The organism is Pontibacter kalidii (assembly GCF_026278245.1).
In the GTDB taxonomy this organism is placed as follows: domain Bacteria; phylum Bacteroidota; class Bacteroidia; order Cytophagales; family Hymenobacteraceae; genus Pontibacter; species Pontibacter kalidii.
The window spans coordinates 3,068,646-3,093,194 of sequence record NZ_CP111079.1 but is presented as its reverse complement, the minus strand read 5'-3'; the positions used below and the strand labels follow the sequence as shown (position 1 = coordinate 3,093,194).

The window sequence follows — 24,549 nt, the reverse complement described above, 5'->3', positions numbered from 1 at the left end:
GGGTGTTTGTGGTGGTTGTGCCGATGAAAGCAGCAGCTGAAAAAAGTTTGAATCAGCTGTTAAATATGATATTAGGGATATTTTATACTTGTACGTTTCTCAGTTAAGGCTGGCCGAGCGGGCAATGCTCAGCAGCTCGTCGCCGGCGTCTATATTGTGGCGGAGCTCCTCTTTCAGGTTCACCGTTACGCGCAGCGCCTTCAGGCCCTGTACGCCCTGCAGGTCCTCCACCTCCAGGTGCTCCACCTCCCCTTCGGTATACCCCTCTGCCCGCAGGAACTCCAGGTAGCGCAAATACTCCTGCATCGCCTTTTGCTGGGTATACACGATGGCGATCTTGCCGGGCTGCGTCAGCCGCTCCTCGGAGCCGAGAATGTTGGCCTTGTCGATGCGTTTTTTAATGATCTCGTAGCTGATGTTGTTGGCGCCGTCCACGTCAAACTTCTTCTCATCGAGCCTGTAGCGGATGGAGATAGGATCGGCGTGCACCAGTATCAGCTGCGTGATCTCGAGCGGCAGTTTCAGGCTGGCGCGCAGTTTCTGTATGCGGCGGGCAATCTCGCAGGTGAGCATGAGCTGCCACAGGCGCATGTTCTTGAGGTATATGGGCTGGAAGTCGCCGGAGTTCAGCAGCGAGGCCCCGATGTAGATGTTATACTCCACGCCATCGGTTTTATACTTCTCGAAGTAGTGTGGGAAGATCTGCTGCGCCTTCTCCTCCTCCCTGTCCAGGAAGCTGGAGATGGTCTCGTTGATCATGAACAGGCTTTCCTCATAGGCGCGGCGCTTGTTGTAAACAGCCTTATAGGGGTTGTTGATGGCCGAGCGGTAGGCCTGCACGGCCGGTTCTGCCGATGGCTCCTTTCTAAGGAAGTAATCGAAGAGCAGCTCGATCTCAGAGCGCAGGAAATCAAGTATAAGCACCTCGTCGCCCGAGCTAAGCTCGTGCAGGATGCTCAGCGAGAGATTATCTATCTTAAACAGCAGCTCGTCTAGTATGGCCAGCGGCATCTTATCCTTTACGGCAAGTATAACTTCTTTGGCCAGCACCAGTTGCTCGAGCAGGTCACCCTGTATGGCCTTGTTGCGCTCGCTGGCGGAGCTGCGGATGTCAGAGGAGCCGTAGAGCGGATAGATGTCGCGGAAGATGATAGGCTCTATCTCCGGGCTGTTGTTGCGCTCCATTCTCTCCAGCAGGTTAATGGCTGCCTTCGTAAAGCGCCACTCCACAATCGGGTGTATAGCAGTATACTTTTCCTTGATGATGCTCTGGATGCTACTGCGCAGTTCCTCCAGGCTCCGGTTCATGGCCAGGGCAAACAGGGGCAGTATCTCCTTTAGCTTGATGGTGGAGAGGGCGTTCAGCTCGCCGGGGATGGGCGAGGCGAGCTCCATCAGGCCAATGGTGGTGCCCTCGTACTCCAGCGGCGCGATGATGAGGTTGCGGATGCCCATCTCCAGCAGCTTTTGCTCCATGCGGGTGGGGTGGTGCAGCACCTTCAGGTCCTCCACCACCACGGTGTTTCCCTGCTTCATGACGGGCTCATAGATAGAGCCTTTCAGGTCGCTGAGCGACAGGTCGCAGTCCTGGGTAAGTATAAGGCCGCTCCAGATACGGCGGGCGTAGCTGGTGTCGAACTCGCGCAGGTTCGGGCAGGAGGCGAAGCCCAGCTGTATGCCCGGCAGGCCAAAGAGCACGCGCAGCTTTTGCTGCAGGCTCGTAAAGCCTTCCCTGGTACTCACGGAGTCCTTGTCCAGCAGGTCGTAGCGGAGGGAGGAGATGGTCTGCTCCATCGTTACGTCCGTAAAGTCGAAGATGGCGAATCCGCTGAACTCAAAATTGTCGGGCGGCAGCAGCTCCATCCACCTGTCCAGGTTGTTGTAGCGGTTGATGAGGTAGTTTATCTGCTGGGCCTTGAGCGGCTTCACCTCGCCTTTGGCTTTTACCTCCATAAACTTCAGGTCCACATCCACCTTATAATGGCGCGGCAGCCCCGTAAACTTATCGTGGGTGGTAAATACGAAGGGCTCGTTGACCACAAAGTTAGCCTTGTAGAACTTGGCAAGTATGATGGTGTAAGCCTGCAGCGTAAGCCTGAAAAGCAGTGTCTTTCGGTCCAGCTCCAGCCTTTCCGAGGAGTCGGTGCCCTCCAGCAGGCCTAGTTCCTCCAGCTTGGGCGTGGCATAAAAGCTCTGGAACCTGAACGGCACCGAGACGGCCTTGATGTCGTTCTCCCACAGCGCGCCCGGAAAAATGTCCCCCATCAGCACGTCCAGTGTGTCCAGGTGTTTGTCCACTATCGTGATCTCCTCGATGGAGCCCATGAGCTCGGGCGTGTTTCGCAACAGCGTTATCAGATCCCGTATGCGGTCGGCGTTACAGTTGGGGTCGTTCTGCAGCTTCTCCTCCCAGTAAGAAATAAGCGGCGCTAGGCTAAGCGTGGTCTTGAACGGGAAATCGTCTACGCTCAGCTTCACATGGTCGCTGCTGCTTATGGAGACCACCGTCTCGTGGAAGTTGCCTTGTGGGTTATTGCTCATAAAACTGTGCTGCCGCCATACCTGCTTGGCCGTGCCTTAAGCTTAAACGTGTGCCGGGCCTAAAAGTATGGAACAGCTCAACGCATTAGATGTTATGTTTTTAGTGCCTGCCGCAAACTTAGTTTACCTTGAGCAGCAGGAAAATTAAACCGAAAAGCATATGTTTGGCACAATATTTACGGTAGAGGCTTGTTTAAGTTTATAAGTAAAACTCCCTTACTACTATGAAAAGACCTTTGAAGTGGATGTTTACCGCCGTGCTGGCTATCGTTACAGTGGGAATAGTGCAGGCGCAGTCGCAGCTGGAGCGCGACCTGGCCGAGCTGCGTGCCTGGATGCAGCAGCGCAGCACCCAGGCCGACAGTACCATAGCCGCCGAATGGCCCACCGTGAAAAAAGAGTTTAAGGAGCTGACCTACAGCCTGGACAGCAACAGCAAAAAGCTGTCTGAGAAGTCCAGAAACGAGTATAACGGCTATAAGCGGGAGTATGAGGCGTGGGAGGAGCGGCACGAGGGTGAGCTGGTGGACCTGGACGGGCGCGAGCTGGAGCGGTGGGAGCGGGAGATGACCGGCACCACCCACATCAGCAAAATTAAGCCTGTGCACCTGCGCGATGCCTTTAACAGGGCTTTAGAGTATACCCGTGGCTACCGCCAGAACTGGAGCCTACAGGACTGGGCCTATGCCGAGTTTGTGGTAGGGGAGCTGAACAGCCGCAAAGCCGAGGTGCTGGACCTGCTCAACACCGGCGATAAGATTAAGATTGCGGCCCTGCAGGTAGAGTTTGCCACGCTGCAGAAAAGCCGCCAGGCCAAGGATGCCTATGAGGAGCGGAAAAAGGAGAGGCGCTAACGTGTAAAAGTATAAAAACAGGCAGCCCCGGCTTAAGTACAAAGGCCGGGGCTATTTTGTTTCTGGCTGGCTTGTCTCCTTAAATGGCATTCTGGCCTTTGGTGCCGCCAGACTGCTCCTTATTCTCGTTTCGGCCCTGGTTCGGGCTCTTGTTCTTCTGCTGGTCGCTCTGGTGGCGGTTCGCTTTCTTGTCGTCTGAGCTCTTGCCGTGTGGCTGGCTCTGTTTGTTTTGGCTCTGATTATGTCCTTTTGTCATAGCTTGCTGTTTTTTAGATTACAGATAATAACTTGCTGATGCCTGGATGTTCAGTTCATGTACCAGTATAGTTTCCCATTCAATAAACGGCAATAGCAGTCATTTGTTGGCAAACCGGCCTTTGCCAGGCACAGCACCATGGGCATGCCGTAGACCCTGTCTTTCTCTCCGGAATACCATTCCTGCAGCTACAGCTACTCCTGTTGCTTTCTCCCTTAACGTTTTCTCTGCCTTGGCCTGAAACAGGTAGCAGCCAGAAGGGTGGTCCTGCCGGTGATTAACGCTTTTATTAATATGTGTTATAGGTAATTAGCGTTTGGCAAATTGGCTGATTCTGGCGATGATTCAGGTAAGTGCAAGTCTTCCTGAGTATAGTACAGAGGCGGATACTTTAAAGAAGAATTCGACAGAGTAGTAACAGAGGATCAATACCGGGTATTTAGGATTTTTCCGTGTAATTTTTCCTAGTAAACTTATTATCGTCTTATTTTCATGAAAATAAGTATTTAAATACAACTTTTTTTGATTGTAGTGGTATTTAAATTAATGGTGTTATGTAGCAGTTGAGGGTGCAAAAGCGCTAATAGACAGATAGATATAGGATAAGGGGCAAGCCGCCCTTGGCTGAAAGTACAGGCAAGACACCAGACAGCTCCAAAGTGTGGCAGACCTGTAGCATTGCATTTTGTAAAAGGGCTTTTAAGGATACATCTGCTTGCGTGGTTTCTAATAAGTTTAACTATCACTTCTTAACGCCATTATATGAGAAAGCTATACTTTACCTCAGATGGGCCTCCTCAAAGCAGTCTTTTAGGGCTCCTTTCAAAAAAGAAGCTATTAGTAGCTTTGCTGGTAACCTTAAGCTACTCGCAGGGGGTAGCCTGGGCGGAAGCAGCCGTTAGCGCAGGCACTTCTGCTGTAGTGCAGCAGCAGCGGCTAGAGGTTAGCGGCAAAGTTTCAGACGAGCAGGGAGAAGGCGTACCGGGGGCTGCCGTTCTTGTTAAGGGTACAACGGTGGGAGCTACCACGGATGTAGAAGGTAACTTCACGCTCAGCGTGCCCGACCCCAACGGAACGCTGGTTATTTCCTCCCTGGGCTACCAAAGACAGGAGGTGCCCATCAATAACCGGGCTGTAATCAACGTTACGCTTGCTACGGATGTACAGGCCTTAGGCGAAGTGGTGGTAACGGGTTATGGTACACAGCGAAAAGCTGATGTAACAGGGGCTACCGCCACAGTGACTTCCGAGGACCTGAATGCTGGTTTGAACAACAACCCCTTGCAGACCATACAAGGTAAGGTGGCTGGCCTCAACATTGTCTCCGCTAGTGGAGACCCGACCAACAACCGCCCGGCCATCCGTTTAAGGGGCACCTCTTCCCTTAGCGCCAACAGTGAGCCGCTGATCGTGATAGATGGGGTGGCCGGGGCAGACATCAACACGGTGGCGCCGGAAGATATCGCATCCATGGACGTGTTGAAAGATGCATCCGCTTCGGCTATCTATGGCTCAAGAGGTGCCAATGGGGTCATATTGATCACGACCAAGCGCGGTACCGAAGGCAGGATCACTGTGGATGTCAACAGCTATGTCGGAGTAGAGACTGTGGCCAGAACCCTGCCCTTCCTGTCGGCTGATGAGTATGTGGACAGGCTGCGGGAGCAGGGGCTGGACGTGGCGGCAAACGACTATGGTGCCAGGACCGACTGGTTTGACGAATTAACCGAAAATGCCATCAGCCAAAACTATAACCTCGCTGTGTCAGGCGGTACCGACAAGTTTACCTACCGCGGCTCGGTAGTATACCTGGACCAGCCCGGCGTTGCCATAAACTCTGGCTTTGATCGCCTGAACGGGCGCCTCAACCTGAGCCAGACAGCCTTAAACGATCGGGTGGAGGTACAGCTGCTGCTCTCGCAGTTCGTAAGTAATAAAGACTATGTCGATTACTTCCCTTTTCTGCTGGCCGGCAGAATTAACCCTACTTTCCCCGTTTTTAACGACCAGGGCACCTACCTGCAGCCGGGAGTAGAGGGCTTCGATGAATTTAACGGCAACCGCATTCCGGGTGGCTTTGAGATAGAGAACCCCGTGGCACGCATGGAGCAGATCACCAATGAGTCCAGAGACAGACAAACACTCGGTAACCTGAAAGTCTTTGTAGAGCCGGTGACAGACTTGCGGTTGGGTGTAAACCTGTCTAGTAACAGCTTTAACAGTATCTATGGTTTCTTCAGGCCAAGTACGTGGCGCGCAAATAACAACAATGTCGCCTTCGGGTTAAGGTCTGAACGGGAGGTAGTTGACCGGCTGATGGAGCTGACCGCACAGTATAACAAAGTAATCAGTTCGCATAGTTTTGACGTGCTGGGAGGTTATACTTACCAGAAGCTATCAAACGAAGGGTTTTTCTCCGCAAACAGAGGTTTCCCGGACGTGTTCGGATACAACAACCTTGGAACAGGAGACTTTCCGAGTGATCGGGAGGTCGGTTCTTTCCAATCAGAGGCTATTCTGATAGGCTTCTTGGGTCGAATCAACTACTCTTATGACGATAAGTACCTGCTGACAGCTAATATCCGCAGAGATGGCTCTTCCCGTTTCGGGGAGGAGAACCGCTGGGGATGGTTCCCTTCGCTTTCTGTTGGCTGGCGCATCATAGAGGAAGACTTTTTGCAGGGAGTCGGGTTTATCAATGACCTCAAGCTGCGTGTAGGATATGGTGTTACCGGCAACCAGGATGGTATTCCGGACTATGCGGCCCGCCCACTTTATGGCCGCAGCGGCACCTACCAGACAGGCGGGGAGTTTCGCTCTGCCTACAGGCCTTTGCAGAACGCCAATCCGGACCTGCAGTGGGAGACATCCAAAATGTGGAATATCGGACTGGATTTCGCATTCCTGGATGGCCGACTGAGTGGCTCTTTGGAGTTCTATGATAAGGATACGGAAGACCTGCTGTTCGAATACCCGATCGCCATAGGCACCCGTTATGGCTCTCAGAACCTGACGGCTATAGCTCCCAACATACTGGCTAACGTGGGAGAAATCAATAACCGCGGCGTGGAGCTGGCGCTGGATTACCTGGCCGTAGAGACGGATAACTTCCAGTGGCGGACTCTCCTGAACCTTTCGCATAACAGGAACCAGATTGAGTCGCTGAGCTCCGGCCTGTTCCAGTATGACCCTGAAAGCCCCAGAACCTTTGGTAGTTTTGGCAGTGGCCAGGGCGGTATAGCGGCACCTGTGGCGCTGTTGGAGGGCCGCCCGGTGGGCCAGTTTTACGGACCGGTCCTGAGAGGCTACGGCACCAGTGATACAGGGGAGCCCATTTACCTGTGGGAGGACTTCGGAGGCGGAGGCGAAGACCCCTTCGGTGCCGACCGTACGCTCTTGGGAGATGCCAACCCAGACTTGATATTCGGATGGGGCAACACCTTTTCCTACAAGAGCTTCACGCTCGACTTCCTGCTCAGGGGCGCATTTGGGCATCAGATCGTGAACGGGCCTTACATTTACTCTGCCAACCCTAACCGCTTTCCAAGCAATAACGTGGTGGAAGATGCCTTCGACACCGGTATACCGGAAGGAATATCTCCTGCATTTTCAGACCAATGGGTAGAAGACGGGGACTTCATCCGTCTGGATAACTTCCGTCTCTCTTACCGGCTGCCTACTATCTGGAAGCACCTCACTAACGCTTCTGTTTACATTGCCGGCAACAACACGTTTGTGATCACAGATTACCGTGGCATAGACCCTGAACCAAGGCTGGGTGCTACCCGCGATGTATATGGCGGCTCTCAATCAGCCGGCGTGCAGCCTGGCGGTGGCGGTGGTGCAGGCGGTGCCAACCTGACCCCTGCCGAGGCCTCCGCTATCCGGCGGTCTTTAGGGGGAACCGATATCAACACGGGCGATATACTAGCGGCGGGCTTATCGCCTGGTATTGAGCCACTGTCGTTCTACCCGAGAACCCGCACCTTCATCCTCGGAATTTCTTTGACTTTTTAAGGAACGTACCTATGATTTACGAGAGATACCTCATCCATAATTTGATTCCATCATGAGAACATATAAGCGTTTGCAGGTTTTAGCTGTTGCTTCGGTGGCCTCCCTGTGCTGGGGCATACAGTCCTGTACCGATCTTGATTCTGAGGTTTTTGACCAGGCGGAAGCTTCTAAATTTCCCTCTACTGAGGCAGAGCTGCTGTCAACGGTTGGAGCCACCTATGCTGAGCTTCGGGGCTTTTTTGATCCTCCCTTGGTGTTGCTGGAGGCGACCACGGACGAATTGGTCGTACCTACCCGCGGGCCGGACTGGTTCGATAATGGTGCCTGGCAGCAGATGGCCAGGCATGAGTGGACACCCGTGTCACCCGGTCAGATCAACGGATCCTGGGAATGGGGCTACCGCGTCATCGCCAATGCCAATATCAACCTGACCGCGCTCAACTCAAGCGAGCTGGACATAGAGGGTAAGGAAGCCATTGTGGCAGAAGTAAGAATGTTACGCGCTTTCGCCCACTTCTGGATGATGGATATGTTTGGCAACGTGCCGATCATCACAGAAGAGACCCCTCCCGGAAGCCCGACCCAGAACACACGGGAAGAGGTATTTGCATTTGTAGAAAGTGAAATTCTGGCAGCATTGCCTGACCTGAGAGAGGGCAATACGCAGGAATTGTACGGGCGCTTTACAAAGGCTGCGGCCAACACGCTGCTGGCAAAGCTGTACTTAAACTCTGAAGTATATACTGGTGTTCCCAGGTGGCAGGAAGCCATAGATGCCGCTAATGCAGTCATCGAGTCTCCTGTCACTTACATGCTTGTCCCGGATTATTTATCCCTTTTTGCTGTGGATAACGGCACCAATGAGGCCACGTGGGTAGAGAACATCTTCACCATACCTTATGACAGGGTCTTGGCAGGAGGCATGAACCCGCAAATGAGGACGCTGCATTATGCACAGGGGGCGGTGTATGGCCTGAACACAAGCCCGTGGAATGGGTTTGCCACACGGGCCGAATTCTATAACCTGTTCTCTGATAATGACCAGCGCCAGGACATATGGTTGGTAGGGCCGCAGTTAGATAATTCCGGTGACATCATTACGTTTACCGATGCGGTTGATAATCAGAGCAAAGAACTAATCTTCACGCCTGAGATAACATCCCTAGAGAGAGCCTTTGCAAATGAAGGGGTGCGCAATGTAAAGTATGAAGTGCAGCGTAACAACAACCGTACGGACCAGGACAATGACTTTGTAGTATTTCGCTACGCCGATGTGCTCTTGATGAAGGCAGAGGCACTGCTGCGTTTAGGAAACACAGGAGAGGCTTTGGACCTGGTGAACCAGGTTCGTGCCCGTGCCGGCGTTAGCCCGCTCTCGTCCCTGACGTTGGATTTACTTCTGGAAGAACGCGGCAGAGAGTTCGCCTGGGAAGGCTGGCGCCGCAACGACCTGATCCGCTTTGGTAAATTTACCCAGGACACCTGGGAGTTCAAGACCAACACGCAGGAACACAGAAGACTGTTTCCGATCCCTGCCCAACAGCTTGCCAGTAACCCTAACCTGACCCAGAACCCAGGTTATTAATCTTGTGCATAATCCTAATGAATTTTCCGGTACGCAGACAAAATCTGCTTACCGGAAAATTTGAGTTATAGCGACACATCCTACCCTTGTTCTGTCCTTATGAGAATATCCGCACTAACCACCACCCTTATCCTTGCCACCTGTGTTGCCTGCAGCAGGGAAGCACAGCAGAAAGAGGATCCCCTGTTCATGGAACTGGATGCTGCCGCCACGCACGTTGAGTTCATCAATATGGTGGAAAGCAGCGAGGATATGAACATCTTCAACTACCGTAACTTCTACAACGGAGGAGGTGTGGCGATAGGGGATGTGAACAACGACGGGCTGCCGGATATCTACCTTACCTCGAACACAGGTCAGAACAAGCTATACCTGAACCAGGGAGGCTTCAGGTTTGAAGACATTACGGAGCAGGCAGGGGTAGGGGGCAACCAGGCATGGAGCACCGGCGTAACCATGGCCGATGTGAACGGCGACGGCCTGCTGGATATCTATGTCTGCAATGCAGGAGAGGTAAATGGCGACAACCGTAAAAATGAGCTGTTTCTAAACAACGGCCTCTCTGATACAGGTATACCCGGCTTCACAGATAAAGCCACTGCCTTTGGCCTGGATGATGAGGGCTACTCTACCCACGCCACTTTTTTTGACTATGACCGCGACGGGGACTTGGATGTGTACCTGCTCAATAACAGCTCCTACCCGGTCAGCCACCTGGGCTTCACCAATCTTCGGGATCAGCGCAACAAGCTGGGCGGTGACAAGCTGCTCCGCAATGACAAGGGCCTGTTTACGGATGTGAGTGAAGAAGCAGGGATATACGGCAGCCTGATCGGTTTCGGGCTGGGGATTACAATCGGCGATGTGAACAACGACAACTGGCTGGACATTTTTATCTCCAACGATTTTTACGAGCGAGACTACCTCTACCTCAACAACCAGAACGGCACCTTTACCGAAGCCAGCAAGGAGTGGATGCCCCACGAAAGCCTTTCTTCCATGGGCGCAGACATAGCCGATCTCACAAACAGTGGCAACCTGGATATTTTTGTGACCGACATGCTGCCTTGGGACGATGTCAGGCTAAAGAGAACCACTGCTTACGAGAATTACGACCTGCAGCAGCTCAAACTGGCGCGCGATTTCCACCTCCAGTACATGCAGAACATGCTCCACCTCAACAACGGGGACAACACCTTTAGTGAGGTTGCCCGGCTGGCCGGAGTACACGCGACGGACTGGAGCTGGGGCGCGCTGATTTTCGACATGGACAACGATGGCCTGAAAGATATCTTTGTGGCCAACGGCATTTACCAGGACCTGACGGATCAGGACTTTGTAAACTTCCTTGGAAGTGAGGAAACCATGCGTAGAGCGGCAGAAGGCGGTGGGTACAGCTACAACAAGGAACTGATCGAGAAGATGACCTCCACGCCTATCCCTAACTATGCTTTCCAAAACCAGGGGAATCTGCAGTTTACGAATCAAGCTAAAGCATGGGGATTGGGCACGCCCAGCTTCTCCAACGGCGCTGCCTACGGTGACCTGGACAATGACGGAGACTTGGATCTGGTGGTGAACAACGTGAACATGCCGGTCTCCATCTACCGGAACAAAACTTCTGAAAAACTGCAACACCACTACCTGCGCGTCAAACTGAAAGGAGGGCAGGCAAACCTCAACGGGATAGGAGCCAAGGTATACGTGCACCAGCCCCAAAAAACGGTGTACCTGCAGCAGATGCCCAATCGTGGCTTTGAGTCATCCGTAGACCTGACGCTCGTCTTCGGCTTGGGGAAAGAGGAGCAGATCGACTCGGTTCGGGTGATTTGGCCGGACGACAAGATGCAGGTGCTGCAACAGGTAAAGGCAGGTCAGGAGCTCCTGCTGAACTACCAGCAGGCAGACCAACTGCACATACCCGAGGCACTTATACCGGACAAAACTTTTTATGATGCTACCCAGGCCGTAAGGCTAAAGTACGTGCATCAGGAAAGCAACTTTGTGGACTACAACCGCGACGCGCTGCTAAAGCAGATGCTCTCCACCCAGGGGCCAGCACTGGCAACGGGTGATGTGGATGGCGATGGGCTGGAGGATGTATACTTAGGCGGAGCAGCAGGAGGGGCCAAGAAACTGTTCTTGCAGCAGAAGAATGGTACGTTCGAGGAGAGTAGCTGCCGTGTTTTTGCAGAAGACCTGGACGCTGAGGACGTAGCGGCCCAGTTCTTTGATGCAGACGGCGATGGGGACCTTGACCTGATGGTGGTGACCGGTAGCAATGAGTTTATGTCTGAGGCACCTCAGCTGCTGGACAGATTCTATATAAATGACGGTAGAGGGAATTTTGCCAAAGAGAACCGGCTGCCTAACCTGAAGACCAATGCTTCCTGCGTAGCAGCTGCCGACTTTGACCGGGACGGCGACATCGACCTGTTTGTGGGTGGCCGCATGATTCCAAGCGGATACGGCTATGATCCGCCTAGCTATCTGTATGTGAACGACGGAACCGGAAGCTTCAAGAACTACACCAAGCGGTACCTACCGTCCAATGAGTTGGGCATGATCACGGAGGCAGCCTGGGCCGATCTGAACGGAGACAAATACCCGGAGCTTGTCCTGGTGGGAGACTGGATGCCGGTCACTGTATTCGCGAATGAGAAAGGGCAAAAGCTAAACGCTAAAACCGAAGTGCCAAACTCAGCCGGATGGTGGAACACCATGAAGGCTGTCGACTTAGACGGGGATGGGGACACCGATTTCATACTTGGGAACCTAGGCTGGAACAGCCGGATGGCAGCCAGCCTGAAGCAGCCTGTAGAGCTGTACGTGCACGATTTTGAGGACAACGGTACGGTAGAGCAAATCATCACCTGCTATGCAGAAGATGGTAAGGCTTACCCGATGGTACTGAAGCAGGACCTGCAAAGGCAGGTACCCAGTATCAAGAGGAGGTTCATAAAACACCAGGACTATGCCGGCAAACAGCTTCAGGAGATGCTGCCGGAGGAGGAACTGAAAGCGGCAGTAGTAAGAAAAGTGGTTAATCCGAATTCATCCTTTCTGATAAATCAGGGTAATAGTACTTTTTCTCTGGAGGCGCTGCCCGTAGAAGTGCAGTTTTCCCCGATTCATGCTATTGAAACAGTAGATTATAACCAGGATGGGCAACTGGATATTTTGCTGGCCGGGAATTTTTATGATGTGTTGCCGGAGATAGGCCAGTACGATGCCAACTATGGCCTGTTGCTGGAAGGCAGGGGCAATGGCCGGTTTGAAGTAAGAAAGCCGAAGGACACGGGCTTTTTTACAAAAGGACAGGTACGCAGGATGCGGCAGGTGGCCGGGGCTAATGGACAGGTTTATTTCCTCTTAGCAAAGAATAATGCCCCGCTGCAGGTTTTTGGCCTCCAAAACAAGAGACAGAAGATAGCTGCACGGTAAAGGCGGGAATGTAGTTGTTTAGTTTGCCAGCTTATGAAACACGCTCTCATGATACTAACCAAGCATATCAACCAACTGTTAACAATAGGAGGGATTGCGATTGCGGCTTCGCTCTCATTTTCTGGCTGCCAGAGTAAAGCAGCCCAAGGGGAGCCTGCGCTCTTTGAGGCACTGGATTCTACGCAAACCCGCATCAGCTTCGTGAACCAGGTGCAGGACACTGACAAGCTGAACATCCTGAGCTACTTGTATTTTTATAATGGGGCCGGCGTAGCGGCTGGCGACGTGAACAACGACGGATTGGTGGATCTATACTTCGTCTCTAATCAGGGCAAGAACAAGCTATACCTGAACAAGGGAAACTTTACGTTTGAGGACATATCTGAAACAGCTGGTATAGAGGGTTATTCCGATTGGCAAACGGGCGTGGCGATGGCCGATGTAAACGGCGACGGGCTGCTGGACATCTATGTATGTGCAGTGAGCGATTACAAGGGCCTCGAAGGCTCCAATGAGCTATACATTAACAATGGGGCAGGCGCTGACGGCAAGGTGACCTTTACCGAGAGAGCCGCGGACTATGGCCTGGATTTCAGCGGCTTCTCTACGCAGACCACCTTTTTCGACTATGACCGCGACGGCGATCTGGATGTATACTTGCTGAACCATGCCGTGCATACTTCCCGGAGCTACGACCGCGTAAGTGCCCGGAACCTCCGCAGTAACGAGGCGGGAGACATCCTGTTTGAAAACCAGCTGATCTCAGCGGATGGGGAGGCTGTAGCAGGAGTGGCTGTCAAGTTTAAAGACGTAAGTGACAAGGCAGGTATATATGGTGCCGCGATGGGCTATGGGCTGGGCGTAGTGGTGGCTGATATGAACAACGATGGCTGGGATGATATCTATGTGTCTAATGATTTCCACGAAGACGATTACTATTACCTGAATAATGGCAATGGCACGTTTACGGAGAGCGTGAAGGATCATTTTCAGCACCTGAGCAGGTTCTCAATGGGCTGCGACGCCGCCGATATGAACAACGACGGCTACCCCGACCTGATGACGCTGGATATGTACCCGGAAGATGAAGTAGTGGAGAAGACCTCCATGGGAGAGGATCCGCTGGATATTTTCCTGTATAAGCTGCAGTTCGGCTATTATAACCAGTACAGCCGTAACTGCCTCCAGCTAAGCCATGGCGGGGAGCGATTCTCAGATGTCGGGTTAATGGCCGGCGTAGCAGCAACCGACTGGAGCTGGAGCACCCTGCTGGCCGACTATGATAACGATGGCATCAAAGACATCTTCATCACGAACGGTATTGTGCGCCGGCCGAACAACATGGACTACATCAAGTTCGCGTCCTCTGACTCCATGCTCCATGCCCCTGAAATCTCAAAATCGCTGGATCAGAAAGCCATCAGCATGATGCCGGACGGGAAGGTGCACAACTACCTCTACAAAGGAACCGAGAGATTGCGCTTCCAGGATAAATCCCTGACCTGGGGCTTCGCCGAGCCAACAGTATCAAACGGAGCCGTTTACGCCGACCTGGATAAGGATGGCCACCTGGAGCTGATCACCAACAACATCAACCAGCCTGCCGGTATTTACAAGAACAACGGCAATGAGTTGAGTGGCAACAAATATCTTAAGGTACAGCTGAAGGGGGATAAACTGAACACCTTTGGCTACGGCGCCAAAGTGCTGCTCAAGAGCAAAGAAGGGATACAGGTACAGCAGTTGATGCCTGCGCGCGGGTTCATGTCCTCTGTGGAGCCTGTTCTGAACTTTGGCCTGGGCAAAGAATCAAAGGTAGATACCCTGATCGTAATCTGGGGCAATCAAAAAGTTGAGTTACGGACCAACATCCAGGCCAACACTACCCTGGTGCTGGAGCAGTCCGCTGCCCGCGAGGAGGCCAGTGTGTATTACAGTCACTTTGCACCGAAGCACCAGCCATTGTTTGAAGATGTGACAGACGCTTACCAGGTTAATTTCAGACATCAGGAAAATAACTACCTCGAGTTCTATCGGGAAAGCCTGATCCCATTCCAAACCTCCACGGAAGGACCTAAAATAGCTGTTGCGGATGTGAACAGTGATGGCCTGGATGATTTTTACGTGGGAGGAGCCAAGTGGCAGGCCGGCTCGCTCTTTCTGCAGCAGCCGGACGGACGGTTTGTTTCTTCGAATCAAGAGCTTTTCCAGGCAGATTCGGTATATGAGGATGTCGACGCCATCTTCTTTGACGCCAACAACGACAGTTATCCGGACCTGTACGTGGTGAGCGGCGGAAATGAGTTTTATGGGGAGATGCAGGAGCAGTTTGACCGGCTTTACCTCAACGACGGGAAGGGCAACTTCTCGAGGAGCAAGGGCTTGCCTCCCATGTATGATAACAAGAGCTGCGTAAGGGCTTCTGACTTTGACAGCGACGGTGACCTGGACCTGTTCGTGGGAGGCAGAGTGCTGGCGTACCAGTATGGTCATTCTCCCAACTCCTACCTGCTCATCAACGACGGGAAAGGCAACTTCTCAGATAAAACGGATGAGCTGGCGCCTGGGCTTAGCCGGGCAGGTATGGTGACAGACGGTGCCTGGTTTGACTATGACCAGGACGGCGATACGGATTTGGTGGTGGTAGGAGACTGGATGCCGGTAACGGTCTTTGAAAACCAGGGCAACATGCTGGTTAAAGTAACTGGTAGGGAAGAACTGAACCAGACTGTAGGTTTCTGGCAAACGGTGAAAGCCGCGGATTTTGACAACGACGGCGACCCGGACCTGATACTGGGCAACCTCGGCACTAATACAAAATTCAGGAAAAGGGAGGATGTGGCCCTTAGGATGTATGTGAAGGATATTGACGCTAACGAAACACTGGACCATATCCTGGCCTACCGCCTGCATAACGATTGGTACCCTGTGGCCACAAAAGATGAGTTGGGGAAGCAAATCCCACTCATTAATAAGAAGTTTACGACCTATACCGGGTATGCTGGCAAAACTATAGACAAGCTTTTTAATAAGGGCGAGCTTAAAGACGCCCATGTGCTGGAGGTGAATACGTTTGAGTCATTATACCTGGAGAACCTGGGCGCGGGGACCTTCAAAAAGCACCTACTGCCCCGGGAGGCGCAGGTATCCAAGGTCTTCTCTTTCTATGTGGAGGATGTGAACCATGATGGGCACCTGGATATCCTGGCCGGCGGGAATTATTATGGGGTAAGCACTTACCAGGGTAGGTATGATGCCAGCTATGGCGTGCTGCTGGCCGGTGACGGCAAAGGCGGCTTTACAGCAATACCCCCTACCGAAAGCCGGTTCCTGCTGCAGGGAGAGGTGCGTGATATCAAGAAACTGGAGACAGGGAAAGGGGAGTTGATGCTGGTGGCACGTAACAAGCTGCCTTTGCAGCTCCTCCGGAAGTTGAATCCAGATCCTGTGGGGGAGCAGCTGGCATTAGGCAGCAAAGAAGAGCGGCCTGTCGGGGCACAGCCTTAACTGTAGTTGGCTGTTGGGTACTTTATTAGTTGGAGCGACTTTCTAAATTCATCAACAAAAATCTGAAGGCAATGAAGAAGCCATTTACATTTGTTAGCCTCCTCTTTCTTGTTTGGGGAGTTGTGGCTGGCTGCCAGGACAAGAACGCAGACTACAGACAAGCCGCTGCTAATCCTGAATTCCTGCACCGGTCGGTCAAGAAGCTGACGGATATCATCATGCATGATATTTTTTCCCCGCCCGTTGCCAGCAGGATCTATACTTATCCCCAGATAGCTGCCTATGAGGTACTGCTGCATGATTACCCAGCCTATCAGTCGCTGGAAGGGCAGTTGAATGGCTTTGAAGGTATACCGCAGCCCGCCGCTGACTCAGTTTACTGCTTTCCGCTGGCCAGTCTGAACGCCTTTCTGACGGTTAGCCGCAGCCTTATTTTCTCCTCCGATATGCTGGATGCGTTTGAAGAGCAGCTGCACAAGGAATATAGGGAAATGGGCGTGCCGAAGGATGTGTTTGACCGGTCGGTAAGGTATGGCCAAGTAGCAGCGGAAAGCATCCTGGCGTACGCGGCAGAGGATGGCTACAAACAGACCAGAGGCTACCGCCATACTGTGTCTCAGGCTCCCGGCCGCTGGGTGCCTACGCCCCCGGCTTACATGGACGCCGTAGAGCCTTTCTGGTTTAAAGTCCGCCCTTTCGTGCTGGACTCCTGCAGTCAGTTTGCTCCGGCCACACCTTCTGTTTTCAGCACCGATAAGGAAAGCGATTTTTATAAAGACATGCTGGCTGTTTATGAAACCACCAACCAGCTGACAGAAGAACAGCGGGAGATCGCGAGCTTCTGGGACTGCAACCCCTTTGTAATGCACACGGTAGGGCATGTGATGTACGCCACTAAGAAGATCACACCGGGCGGACACTGGATGGGGATCACGGGCATTGCATCACGGAAGGCAGAAGCCGATATGATGGAAACCCTGGAAGCTTACCTGCGGGTATCGGTTTCGCTGGCCGATGGGTTTATCAGCTGCTGGGACGAAAAGTACCGCAGTGACTGCATACGGCCGGAAACAGCCATCAACATGCTGGTAGATGAGAAGTGGGTGCCGCTGCTACAGACGCCTCCCTTCCCGGAGTACCCCAGCGGGCATAGCGTGATATCAAACGCGGCGGCTGTAGTCCTGACCGATCTGTTTGGGCCTTCATTTGCCTATGTAGACTCAACCGAGGTCGCCTATGGCTTGCCTGTCCGGTCTTTTAGTTCCTTTCAGCAGGCCGCTGAAGAAGCCGCCATGAGCCGCCTGTATGGAGGCATCCACTTTATGCCGGCCATTGTGAACGGTGCCGCGCAAGGCAAGGAGGTGGGAGCACATGTCGTTTCAAGGATCAAAACAAGAAAAGAGGCTGTGGCAATCGAAGAGTAGGGGAAATTATTAGAGCAACCCTCATCCATACTTTGTGCGGGGGCGGCCTTCGCTTCTGGCGTCCGTGGTCTGGCGTGCCTAACCGGTGAGCAAGTATGCATTTATGTTTTTTCCCGATGTTGATAACCCCGTGGGGAATTTGTAGATAATGCTGCGCTAAAATCTGTTACTTTTGTAACCCTTAAGTTTTCAATTAACAGATTACCATGCATATCGCGATCGTTGGCAACATTGGCGCCGGCAAAACTACGCTGGCTACCAAGCTGGCCCAACACTTTAACTGGGATCTATACCTGGAGGCAGTGGACAACAACCCCTACCTGAAGGATTTTTACGAGGACATGGAACGCTGGGCCTTCCATCTGCAGGTTTACTTCCTGAACAGCCGCTTTAACCAGGTGCAGCAGATACAGGCCGTTAATAAGGATGTAATCCAGGACCGCACCATTTACGAGGATGCCTACATCTTCGCCAAAAACCTGCACCAGTCCGGCCTGATGAGCACCCGCGACTATGAGAACTACCACGCGCTGTTCCAGTCCATGATCAGCATGGTGAAGGCGCCCGACCTGATGATCTACCTGAAAGCCGACCTGCCGAAGCTGATAGGCCAGATAGAGAAACGCAACCGCGACTACGAAAGCAGCATCAGCATTAACTACCTGCGCAATCTGAACGAGCACTACAACAGCTGGATGGGCAACTATGACCTGGGCAAACTGCTCGTGGTAGACGTAAACAACCTCGATTTTGTGGCTAACCCGGAGGACCTGGGAACAATTATTGAAAAGATACAGCGCGAGCTGTTTGGGTTGTTTTAGAGGCGGGATTTTATACTTTTAAACTTTAAAAAGGGAAGCAACTGCAGTTACTTCCCTTTTTTGTTCTTGCAGCACCGTGTCCAACCACCCCTATCCCTCTCCCGAAACAAGTCCGGGATCCTAGATTTGACTTTTTTGAGGGCACTACCCTCAGGAGAGGAGTCTGTTATTGCTTTAACCCAAGTATAAGTTTCATAGGATCCTGCATCCCGCGGACAGGTCGCGACCTGTCCCTACAAGTATAAACCCACCCCTGGCCCCTCCAAGGAGGGGAATTTCTGTGGCTGCCATTTCAGAAGTATAAGCTTCATGGCATGGGCTATTCAGGGTGATCCCCCTGCCCCTTTCAAAGGGGGACTTAGCTTAAGCGCATAGCAGCAGCTATCCAATGTGATCCCAGTCCTTGGGTTGAGCGCCTTCTATTGATGCGGTGCTGAGCTTGCTCAGCAGCCCGGAGCGGCAGCGAGGAGCAGCTTCAATAGACAGCGCGATGGCCTTATTGAGGGCCCCTACCCCAGGACGAGCCCTCGCGGGCTGGAGAGCACCAAAGCTTGCTATGAAAAGAGCAGGTTGTAAAGCCGTGGATGAACAGTAGCTAACAAGTATAGCTTGGTTCAAGTGGAAGGAAGCAGGGGCTATGGAAGTATAAAATGAGAAAGTATAAAGTATGGCTCGCGCAGATTGCAAATCCGAAAGAGCGGAAGTATGATTAAAGTATAGCTGCAAGTATAAAAGTATGGCTTACGCGGATTAGAAAGTCCGTAGCAGCTTTGGTTCAGGACAGGGATGTCCGGAACAGCAAGTATCAAGTATAAAAAGGCACAAGCGGACGCTTGCGCCAGAAAAAGTATAAAGTATAGCCAAAGTATAAAAAGCCACGGGCAGCGAGGGACCGCGCAACAAATGTCACTATCACCCTGCAGAAAACAGTAAAGAAAGTATAGCCGAAGAACAAACCTCCCCCTTTGCCAAAACCCCAAAAACCACTATCTTCATCAGTAAAACTAATCCTAAACTATCGTATGAAACCACGCCACATACTTTTCGCCTCTGCCCTGGCAGCCGCTACCATGGGCTGTAGCAACAGCAGCACCGATGGCGCAGAGCAAACCACAGAAGCCGTTGCCACAGACGAACTGCAGCAGAAGGTGGACACCTATACTTCGGTGCGCCTTACCGCTGACCTGAGCCACCTGAGCGAGAACGAACGGAAAATGATCCCGCTGCTGATAGAGGCATCGGATATCATGAACAAGCTCTTCTGGTACGAAGCCTACGGCAAGCGCGATTCGCTGCTGACTGCGCTGGACAATGAGGCCGCCCAAAAATATGTACAAATTAATTATGGCCCCTGGGACCGCCTGGACAACAACGAACCATTTATACCGGGAGTAGGACCAAAGCCAGACGGTGCCAACTTCTACCCGGCCGATATGACGAAGGAGGAGTTTGAGCAGGCCAACCTGTCTGACAAGGCCAGCCAGTATACTTTCCTGCGCCGTGATGAGAACGGGAAGCTGATCACGGTGCCGTACCACGTGCAGTTCAGGGAGGAGGTGCAGCGCGTATCGGATCTGCTGAAGCAGGCTGCTGCCCTGGCTGAGGATGCTGGCCTAAAAAAGTACCTGACCCTGCGTGCCGAGGCCATGCTAACAGACAATTACCAGCCGTCGGACCTGGCCTGGATGGACATGAAGACCAACAGGCTCGACCTGGTGATCGGCCCTATCGAGACGTATGAGGACAAGCTGTTCGGCTACAAGGCGGCGCATGAGGCCTACGTGCTGGTGAAGGATATGGAATGGAGCGAGCGCCTCTCCAAGTATGCGGCTTTCCTGCCGGAGCTGCAGCAAGGGCTTCCGGTGCCGGCCCAGTATAAAACCGAGACCCCGGGCACCGACTCTGATCTGAACGCCTACGACGTGGTATACTATGCCGGCGACAGCAACGCAGGCAGCAAGACCATTGCCATCAACCTGCCCAACGATGAGGAGGTGCAGCTGAAGAAGGGTACGCGCCGCCTGCAGCTCAAGAATGCCATGCAGGCCAAGTTCGACAAGATCATGGAGCCGATTGCCGAGGAACTGATCGCGGAGGACCAGCAGCAGTATGTTACCTTCGATGCCTTCTTTGCCAATACCATGTTCCACGAGGTAGCGCACGGGCTGGGCATCAAGAACACGATCAACAACAAAGGCACAGTGCGTGAGGCCCTGAAAGAGCATGCCTCCGCGCTGGAAGAGGGTAAGGCAGATATCCTGGGTCTGTACATGATCACGCAACTGCATGAGAAAGGCGAACTGGAAGGCGACCTGAAGGAGTATTATACGACCTTCCTGGCGGGTATCTTCCGTTCGGTGCGTTTCGGGGCGGCCAGTGCGCACGGCAAGGCCAATATGGTACGCTTCAACTTCTTTAGGGAGAACGGTGCCTTTGAGCGCGATGAGGAAACCGGCAAGTACCGCGTGAACTACGAGAAAATGCGCGAGGCGATGAATAAGCTGTCGGAGAAGATCCTGACGCTCCAAGGCAACGGCGACTACGCTGGTGTGGGTACGCTGCTGAACGAGCAGGGGCAGATCAGCCCGCAACTGCAGGCAGACCTGGACCGCCTGTCGAAAGCCAACATCCCGGTGGATATAGTGTTTGAGCAGGGCACCGAGGTGCTGGGCCTGCAGCAGTAGGGATCAGCTTAGCGACAAAAACAAAGGGCCCGGCATATTGTCAGGCCCTTTGTTTTGAGGGAGCTCTAAAGTGTAATTGTATTTTTATTATATAAAGTATAGCACGGGGTTTGACTGTTCAATAAAGCTGCCATAAAGATTTCTGTGCAACTGTATTAGGGCAACTTCTGAGGGAGTAGCTTGTAAAATTTAGGTGGATGAACTCTATTTCTTAGCTAATAGCCGGGATCCGTGGCGAAGGCAGTGGCTGTAGTAAAGAATATAACAACTTTAAGGATAGGTTAAGAGTATGTTATTGGTGTTTAATAGATTGCAAACCAAAAAGATGAAACAGCGACAATGACCATGAGAAGTTTTTATGATTTTAACAGAAGCAATCCACAGGAGCGCCAGGAACAGTACAAGCATTACCCGGAATTGGCGCTATTTCATATTGCGCTCCGCGAGGAACTGGGGGAGGAAGAGTACAATGCCTTCTATCGCGCCGAGCAGGAAGCACAAAAACGTCCCGTTAACCCAATGTCTCACCAAAGAAAAGGCAAATGGGTAACAGCTTAAGGCAGGCCAGACACAGCATGTAAAAGGCGAACTGTAACAGCACAGTTCGCCTTTTTTGTTTTCTGTAAAGCTAACTTTATTTAACTTTTGATATTCGATAGACCACTACAGAGTCTACTGGGGAAGAGGAAAGATACCAAGGAGGTTTGTAGGAATAGGAGTTGTAAAACCTGACAAAATGCGCGGTGGTAAATACATTCAGTGGGCTTGGTGGGTAAACTACACTTGCTTTTTCCTCTAATACTATGTTATCTGATATTTGCTGTTTTGAAATAACCTCAGGAGAAACTAAGTAATCTCCCTCCTCAGGAGTGGAAACATCAGACTCATAAAACAGCATGCCAGCCTTTTTACTGTACCATTGCCATCCCCAATGCCCGATAGTCCATACTTTACTATTTTGAGGTACTTGCCTTAGGGCTAATGGAACAGCCTTTCTATAAAAATCCGCATAAACCCAATCAGATATACTTAAAACCAAACCTAAGAAGCAAGTTAGAACTATCGATGCTGTAATAGCCTTAGGTGATGCATTTCTAAAGACGTAGCTGCCTGATACAATGAACGGGGGGAGGAGTAGGAGCACATGCCTTGTAGCCATAAATGGTGCATAAACCACAATAAACGCTCCCATTGAAAGCCCCCAAAGTAGTATTAATACAGCCTTTCTGTCAGGAGCCATTCTCTTTGCAGCAAAGAAGAAAAGGATGATAATAAGTAAGCCGTTATAAGCAAAAACTATCCAAAAGAGGCTATGAGGAATTGATCTCACCACAAACCCAAATACCATGAGATAAGCGGCTATTACAACTACAGTAATACTTAGAACTACCATTTTGATTAACCATCTCTTCTCATTCCTCAGGAAGGCGCTGATATACAAGAGAGAAAAGGGAGCAATTCCTCCGATTGTAAGAATAAATGCTGTAAAATTATCGAGGATAAGCCTAAAGGTAACGTCATTCCTTGGTCTGCCTATCAAATGCGAACTGCCAAATTCCATGTAGTTGAGACACGTCCAGACAAGAAGAGTAACTATTGGGATCAAAAGTGCCTTCATCAAATGGACCTTCCTCTTTTCATATATTGCATATACCAATACCAAAATGAGGGGCAGTAACGAATACTTTAGCAACAGACCGATTGTAAGGATACCTGAGGCCAGATACAAATTTCTTGTAGCAAACGCCTCATTTTCCTGCACAAGCAGATAAATGAAAATGACAGATAGACAGAGAATTGGAATATCTATCATTATATTCTGATTCACCAAGAATGCCGGTCCTAAAATAAGAAGGGATGTGCCTATCAATGCAAAGTCCTTCTGGAAGAGGCAGAGGAGTTTGTAAAAATAGATAACGGTCAGTAGGCTGAATACAGACTGTGCAAGGTGCAAAGGAATTTCAGAGAAACCGAACACAGAACCTATTATTGCTATAAAGTAAAAGTATCCAGGAGGTTGATTAAAATGGAAGATTGGCTCACTAGTGTTGTCCCAGTTAATGCTGCCCGACATCGGCTTGAGTGGGTTGAGCTTAATCCACTCAGCAGCTTCTAAATGGAAAACGTCATCAACGTGAAATGCTTTGTTTACATTAATAATGGTTGCCAATACCCATATAAGCAAAAGAACTGTTTGAGGTGATGTGCTTAAGCCTGTTATGGCCCTTCTTGCTTTATTCATAGAATTTATAGAAGTAGGGAAGTATGCTCTATAGCTGCTGCAGTACTAGCCCGGCGCCCTCCTCACCTACCAAAGAGCCAATGGCTATCCCCATGCCGCCCAGACGCACGGCACAGCTTACCCGGTCTGTTACCTTCTGCACTAAGGTAGTTTTGGCGTTCCCGGTGCCCAGGCCCATGATGCCGCTCCAGCGGTGCTCCACCTCAAAAGGTGTGTCCGGGAGGATCACGTCGCGCAGCAGCTCTTCCAACCTGTGCTGGATCAGTTCCGTCAGCCCCAGCTCGGTCGTAGTTTCCGCCTCGAAAGCCAGGTTGCGACCGCCCCCAAAGAGCACCCGGTTGCCGATGTTGCGGAAATAATAATACCCCTTGTCGTAGTGGAAGGTGCCTTTGAGTTTAAGGTTGTCTATAGGCTTGGTGATGAGCACCTGCGCGCGCGCCGGCTGCACCTGCAGCGTGGGCAGCAGCTTCTGAGCAAAGCCATTGGTAGCCACCAGTACGGCCCTTGCCTTTAGGTACAACCCCTGAGCCGTCACAGCAACTACATCCTTCGCATTCTCCTGTAGCGCCTGTACCTCCAGCCCGTTGAGCACCAGCACGCTCATGGATTGCACCTTCTGCGTGAGCGCCAGGATCATCTTACCCGTGTCGATCTGGCCCTCGGAAGTGCTCAGGAGCAGGTGCTGGATACCTTTAAAGCCAAACTGGCTGATCTTAGCGTCTGCGGATTGGAAAACCTGCGGCTCTCCGATGATGTCTTGCAGCTGCCTGTTCAGGTAGGGGAGTTGCTCTACGCAGGCCTTATACAGCTGCTGCTGCTGCGCATCGAACAGCTCGTAGCCTCCCCAACGGTGGTAGTCGATGGTGGCGTCGCCGAGGTTCCGGCGCAGGCGCTGCAGGCCTCTCCAACGGCGCTCTACTAAGCCAAATACCTCCTCCTCGGAGTGGTGTTGCAGGTCGTCGAGCAGTTCAGAGGGGCTGCCAAAGCAGGCAAAGCCGGCGTTCTTGGAGCTAGCCCCGGTAGGCAACAACCCGCGCTCGGCCACCATTACCTTCAGCGTTGGCTGTTGCTGTTTCAGGTGCAGGGCCGCGTTAAGTCCTACAATGCCGCTGCCGATGATCAGCACGTCAATGTCTTTAAAGTAGGTTTCCTGTTCCCAAAAGCTCAGTTGCAT

The 24,549-nt window shown here is 52.0% G+C and carries 13 protein-coding genes; 9 read left to right on the top strand and 4 right to left on the bottom strand.

Features of this window, described 5'->3' with window-relative positions; translation table 11 throughout:
* Positions 1–99: 99 nt before the first annotated feature.
* Positions 100–2,541: a GAF domain-containing protein gene (locus OH144_RS12935; RefSeq protein WP_266202664.1), complete on the bottom strand. Its 2,442-nt coding sequence runs from the start codon at positions 2,539–2,541 to the stop codon at positions 100–102.
* 224 nt (positions 2,542–2,765) lie between these two features.
* Here OH144_RS12935 and OH144_RS12930 point away from each other — a divergent pair, with 224 nt between their 5' ends.
* Entirely contained in the window at positions 2,766–3,395 is a 630-nt protein-coding gene (locus OH144_RS12930; protein WP_266202663.1) for a hypothetical protein, read from the top strand.
* Between the two features lie 79 nt (positions 3,396–3,474).
* Here OH144_RS12930 and OH144_RS12925 read toward each other — a convergent pair whose 3' ends face one another.
* Complete coding sequence (locus OH144_RS12925) at positions 3,475–3,651, bottom strand: hypothetical protein (RefSeq protein WP_266202662.1); 177 nt, start codon at positions 3,649–3,651, stop codon at positions 3,475–3,477.
* 846 nt (positions 3,652–4,497) lie between these two features.
* On the opposite strand from OH144_RS12925, the gene OH144_RS12920 reads away from it, so the two are divergent.
* The 8 genes from OH144_RS12920 (at position 4,498) to OH144_RS12885 (ending at position 21,691) form a co-directional block, all read left to right on the top strand.
* On the top strand, positions 4,498–7,668 hold the full coding sequence (locus OH144_RS12920; protein WP_266202661.1) for a SusC/RagA family TonB-linked outer membrane protein: 3,171 nt from the start codon (positions 4,498–4,500) through the stop codon (positions 7,666–7,668).
* 52 nt (positions 7,669–7,720) lie between these two features.
* On the top strand, positions 7,721–9,253 hold the full coding sequence (locus OH144_RS12915) for a RagB/SusD family nutrient uptake outer membrane protein (RefSeq protein ID WP_266202660.1): 1,533 nt from the start codon (positions 7,721–7,723) through the stop codon (positions 9,251–9,253).
* 99 nt (positions 9,254–9,352) lie between these two features.
* Complete coding sequence (locus tag OH144_RS12910; RefSeq protein ID WP_266202659.1) at positions 9,353–12,697, top strand: VCBS repeat-containing protein; 3,345 nt, start codon at positions 9,353–9,355, stop codon at positions 12,695–12,697.
* A gap of 48 nt (positions 12,698–12,745) precedes the next feature.
* Entirely contained in the window at positions 12,746–16,204 is a 3,459-nt protein-coding gene (locus tag OH144_RS12905; RefSeq protein ID WP_266202658.1) for a VCBS repeat-containing protein, read from the top strand.
* 71 nt (positions 16,205–16,275) lie between these two features.
* A complete protein-coding gene (locus OH144_RS12900) occupies positions 16,276–17,628 on the top strand; it encodes a vanadium-dependent haloperoxidase (RefSeq protein ID WP_266202657.1) in 1,353 nt (450 codons plus the stop codon).
* Positions 17,629–17,834: 206 nt separating this feature from the next.
* Positions 17,835–18,449 carry a deoxynucleoside kinase gene (locus OH144_RS12895; protein ID WP_266202656.1) on the top strand — a complete coding sequence of 205 codons (615 nt, stop codon included), beginning with the start codon at positions 17,835–17,837 and terminating at the stop codon, positions 18,447–18,449.
* A 1,022-nt stretch (positions 18,450–19,471) separates the two neighbouring features.
* Positions 19,472–21,133 (top strand): dipeptidyl-peptidase 3 family protein, encoded by a 1,662-nt coding sequence (locus tag OH144_RS12890; protein ID WP_266202655.1) that lies wholly within the window; start codon positions 19,472–19,474, stop codon positions 21,131–21,133.
* A gap of 345 nt (positions 21,134–21,478) precedes the next feature.
* The gene (locus tag OH144_RS12885; RefSeq protein ID WP_266202654.1) at positions 21,479–21,691 is read left to right on the top strand and encodes a hypothetical protein; all 213 of its coding nucleotides are present in this window, start codon (positions 21,479–21,481) and stop codon (positions 21,689–21,691) included.
* Between the two features lie 76 nt (positions 21,692–21,767).
* On the opposite strand, the gene OH144_RS12880 is transcribed toward OH144_RS12885, so the two are convergent.
* Positions 21,768–23,375 carry an ArnT family glycosyltransferase gene (locus OH144_RS12880; protein WP_266202653.1) on the bottom strand — a complete coding sequence of 536 codons (1,608 nt, stop codon included), beginning with the start codon at positions 23,373–23,375 and terminating at the stop codon, positions 21,768–21,770.
* Positions 23,376–23,403: 28 nt separating this feature from the next.
* Positions 23,404–24,549: an NAD(P)/FAD-dependent oxidoreductase gene (locus tag OH144_RS12875; RefSeq protein WP_266202652.1), complete on the bottom strand. Its 1,146-nt coding sequence runs from the start codon at positions 24,547–24,549 to the stop codon at positions 23,404–23,406.

Coding starts and splice junctions, on each gene's coding strand:
- OH144_RS12935 (WP_266202664.1), bottom strand. CDS start 2,541: ATGAGCAATAACCCACAAGGCAACTTCCACGAGACGGTGGTCTCCATA.
- OH144_RS12930 (WP_266202663.1), top strand. CDS start 2,766: ATGAAAAGACCTTTGAAGTGGATGTTTACCGCCGTGCTGGCTATCGTT.
- OH144_RS12925 (WP_266202662.1), bottom strand. CDS start 3,651: ATGACAAAAGGACATAATCAGAGCCAAAACAAACAGAGCCAGCCACAC.
- OH144_RS12915 (WP_266202660.1), top strand. CDS start 7,721: ATGAGAACATATAAGCGTTTGCAGGTTTTAGCTGTTGCTTCGGTGGCC.
- OH144_RS12910 (WP_266202659.1), top strand. CDS start 9,353: ATGAGAATATCCGCACTAACCACCACCCTTATCCTTGCCACCTGTGTT.
- OH144_RS12905 (WP_266202658.1), top strand. CDS start 12,746: ATGATACTAACCAAGCATATCAACCAACTGTTAACAATAGGAGGGATT.
- OH144_RS12900 (WP_266202657.1), top strand. CDS start 16,276: ATGAAGAAGCCATTTACATTTGTTAGCCTCCTCTTTCTTGTTTGGGGA.
- OH144_RS12895 (WP_266202656.1), top strand. CDS start 17,835: ATGCATATCGCGATCGTTGGCAACATTGGCGCCGGCAAAACTACGCTG.
- OH144_RS12890 (WP_266202655.1), top strand. CDS start 19,472: ATGAAACCACGCCACATACTTTTCGCCTCTGCCCTGGCAGCCGCTACC.
- OH144_RS12885 (WP_266202654.1), top strand. CDS start 21,479: ATGAGAAGTTTTTATGATTTTAACAGAAGCAATCCACAGGAGCGCCAG.
- OH144_RS12880 (WP_266202653.1), bottom strand. CDS start 23,375: ATGAATAAAGCAAGAAGGGCCATAACAGGCTTAAGCACATCACCTCAA.
- OH144_RS12875 (WP_266202652.1), bottom strand. CDS start 24,549: ATGCAACTGAGCTTTTGGGAACAGGAAACCTACTTTAAAGACATTGAC.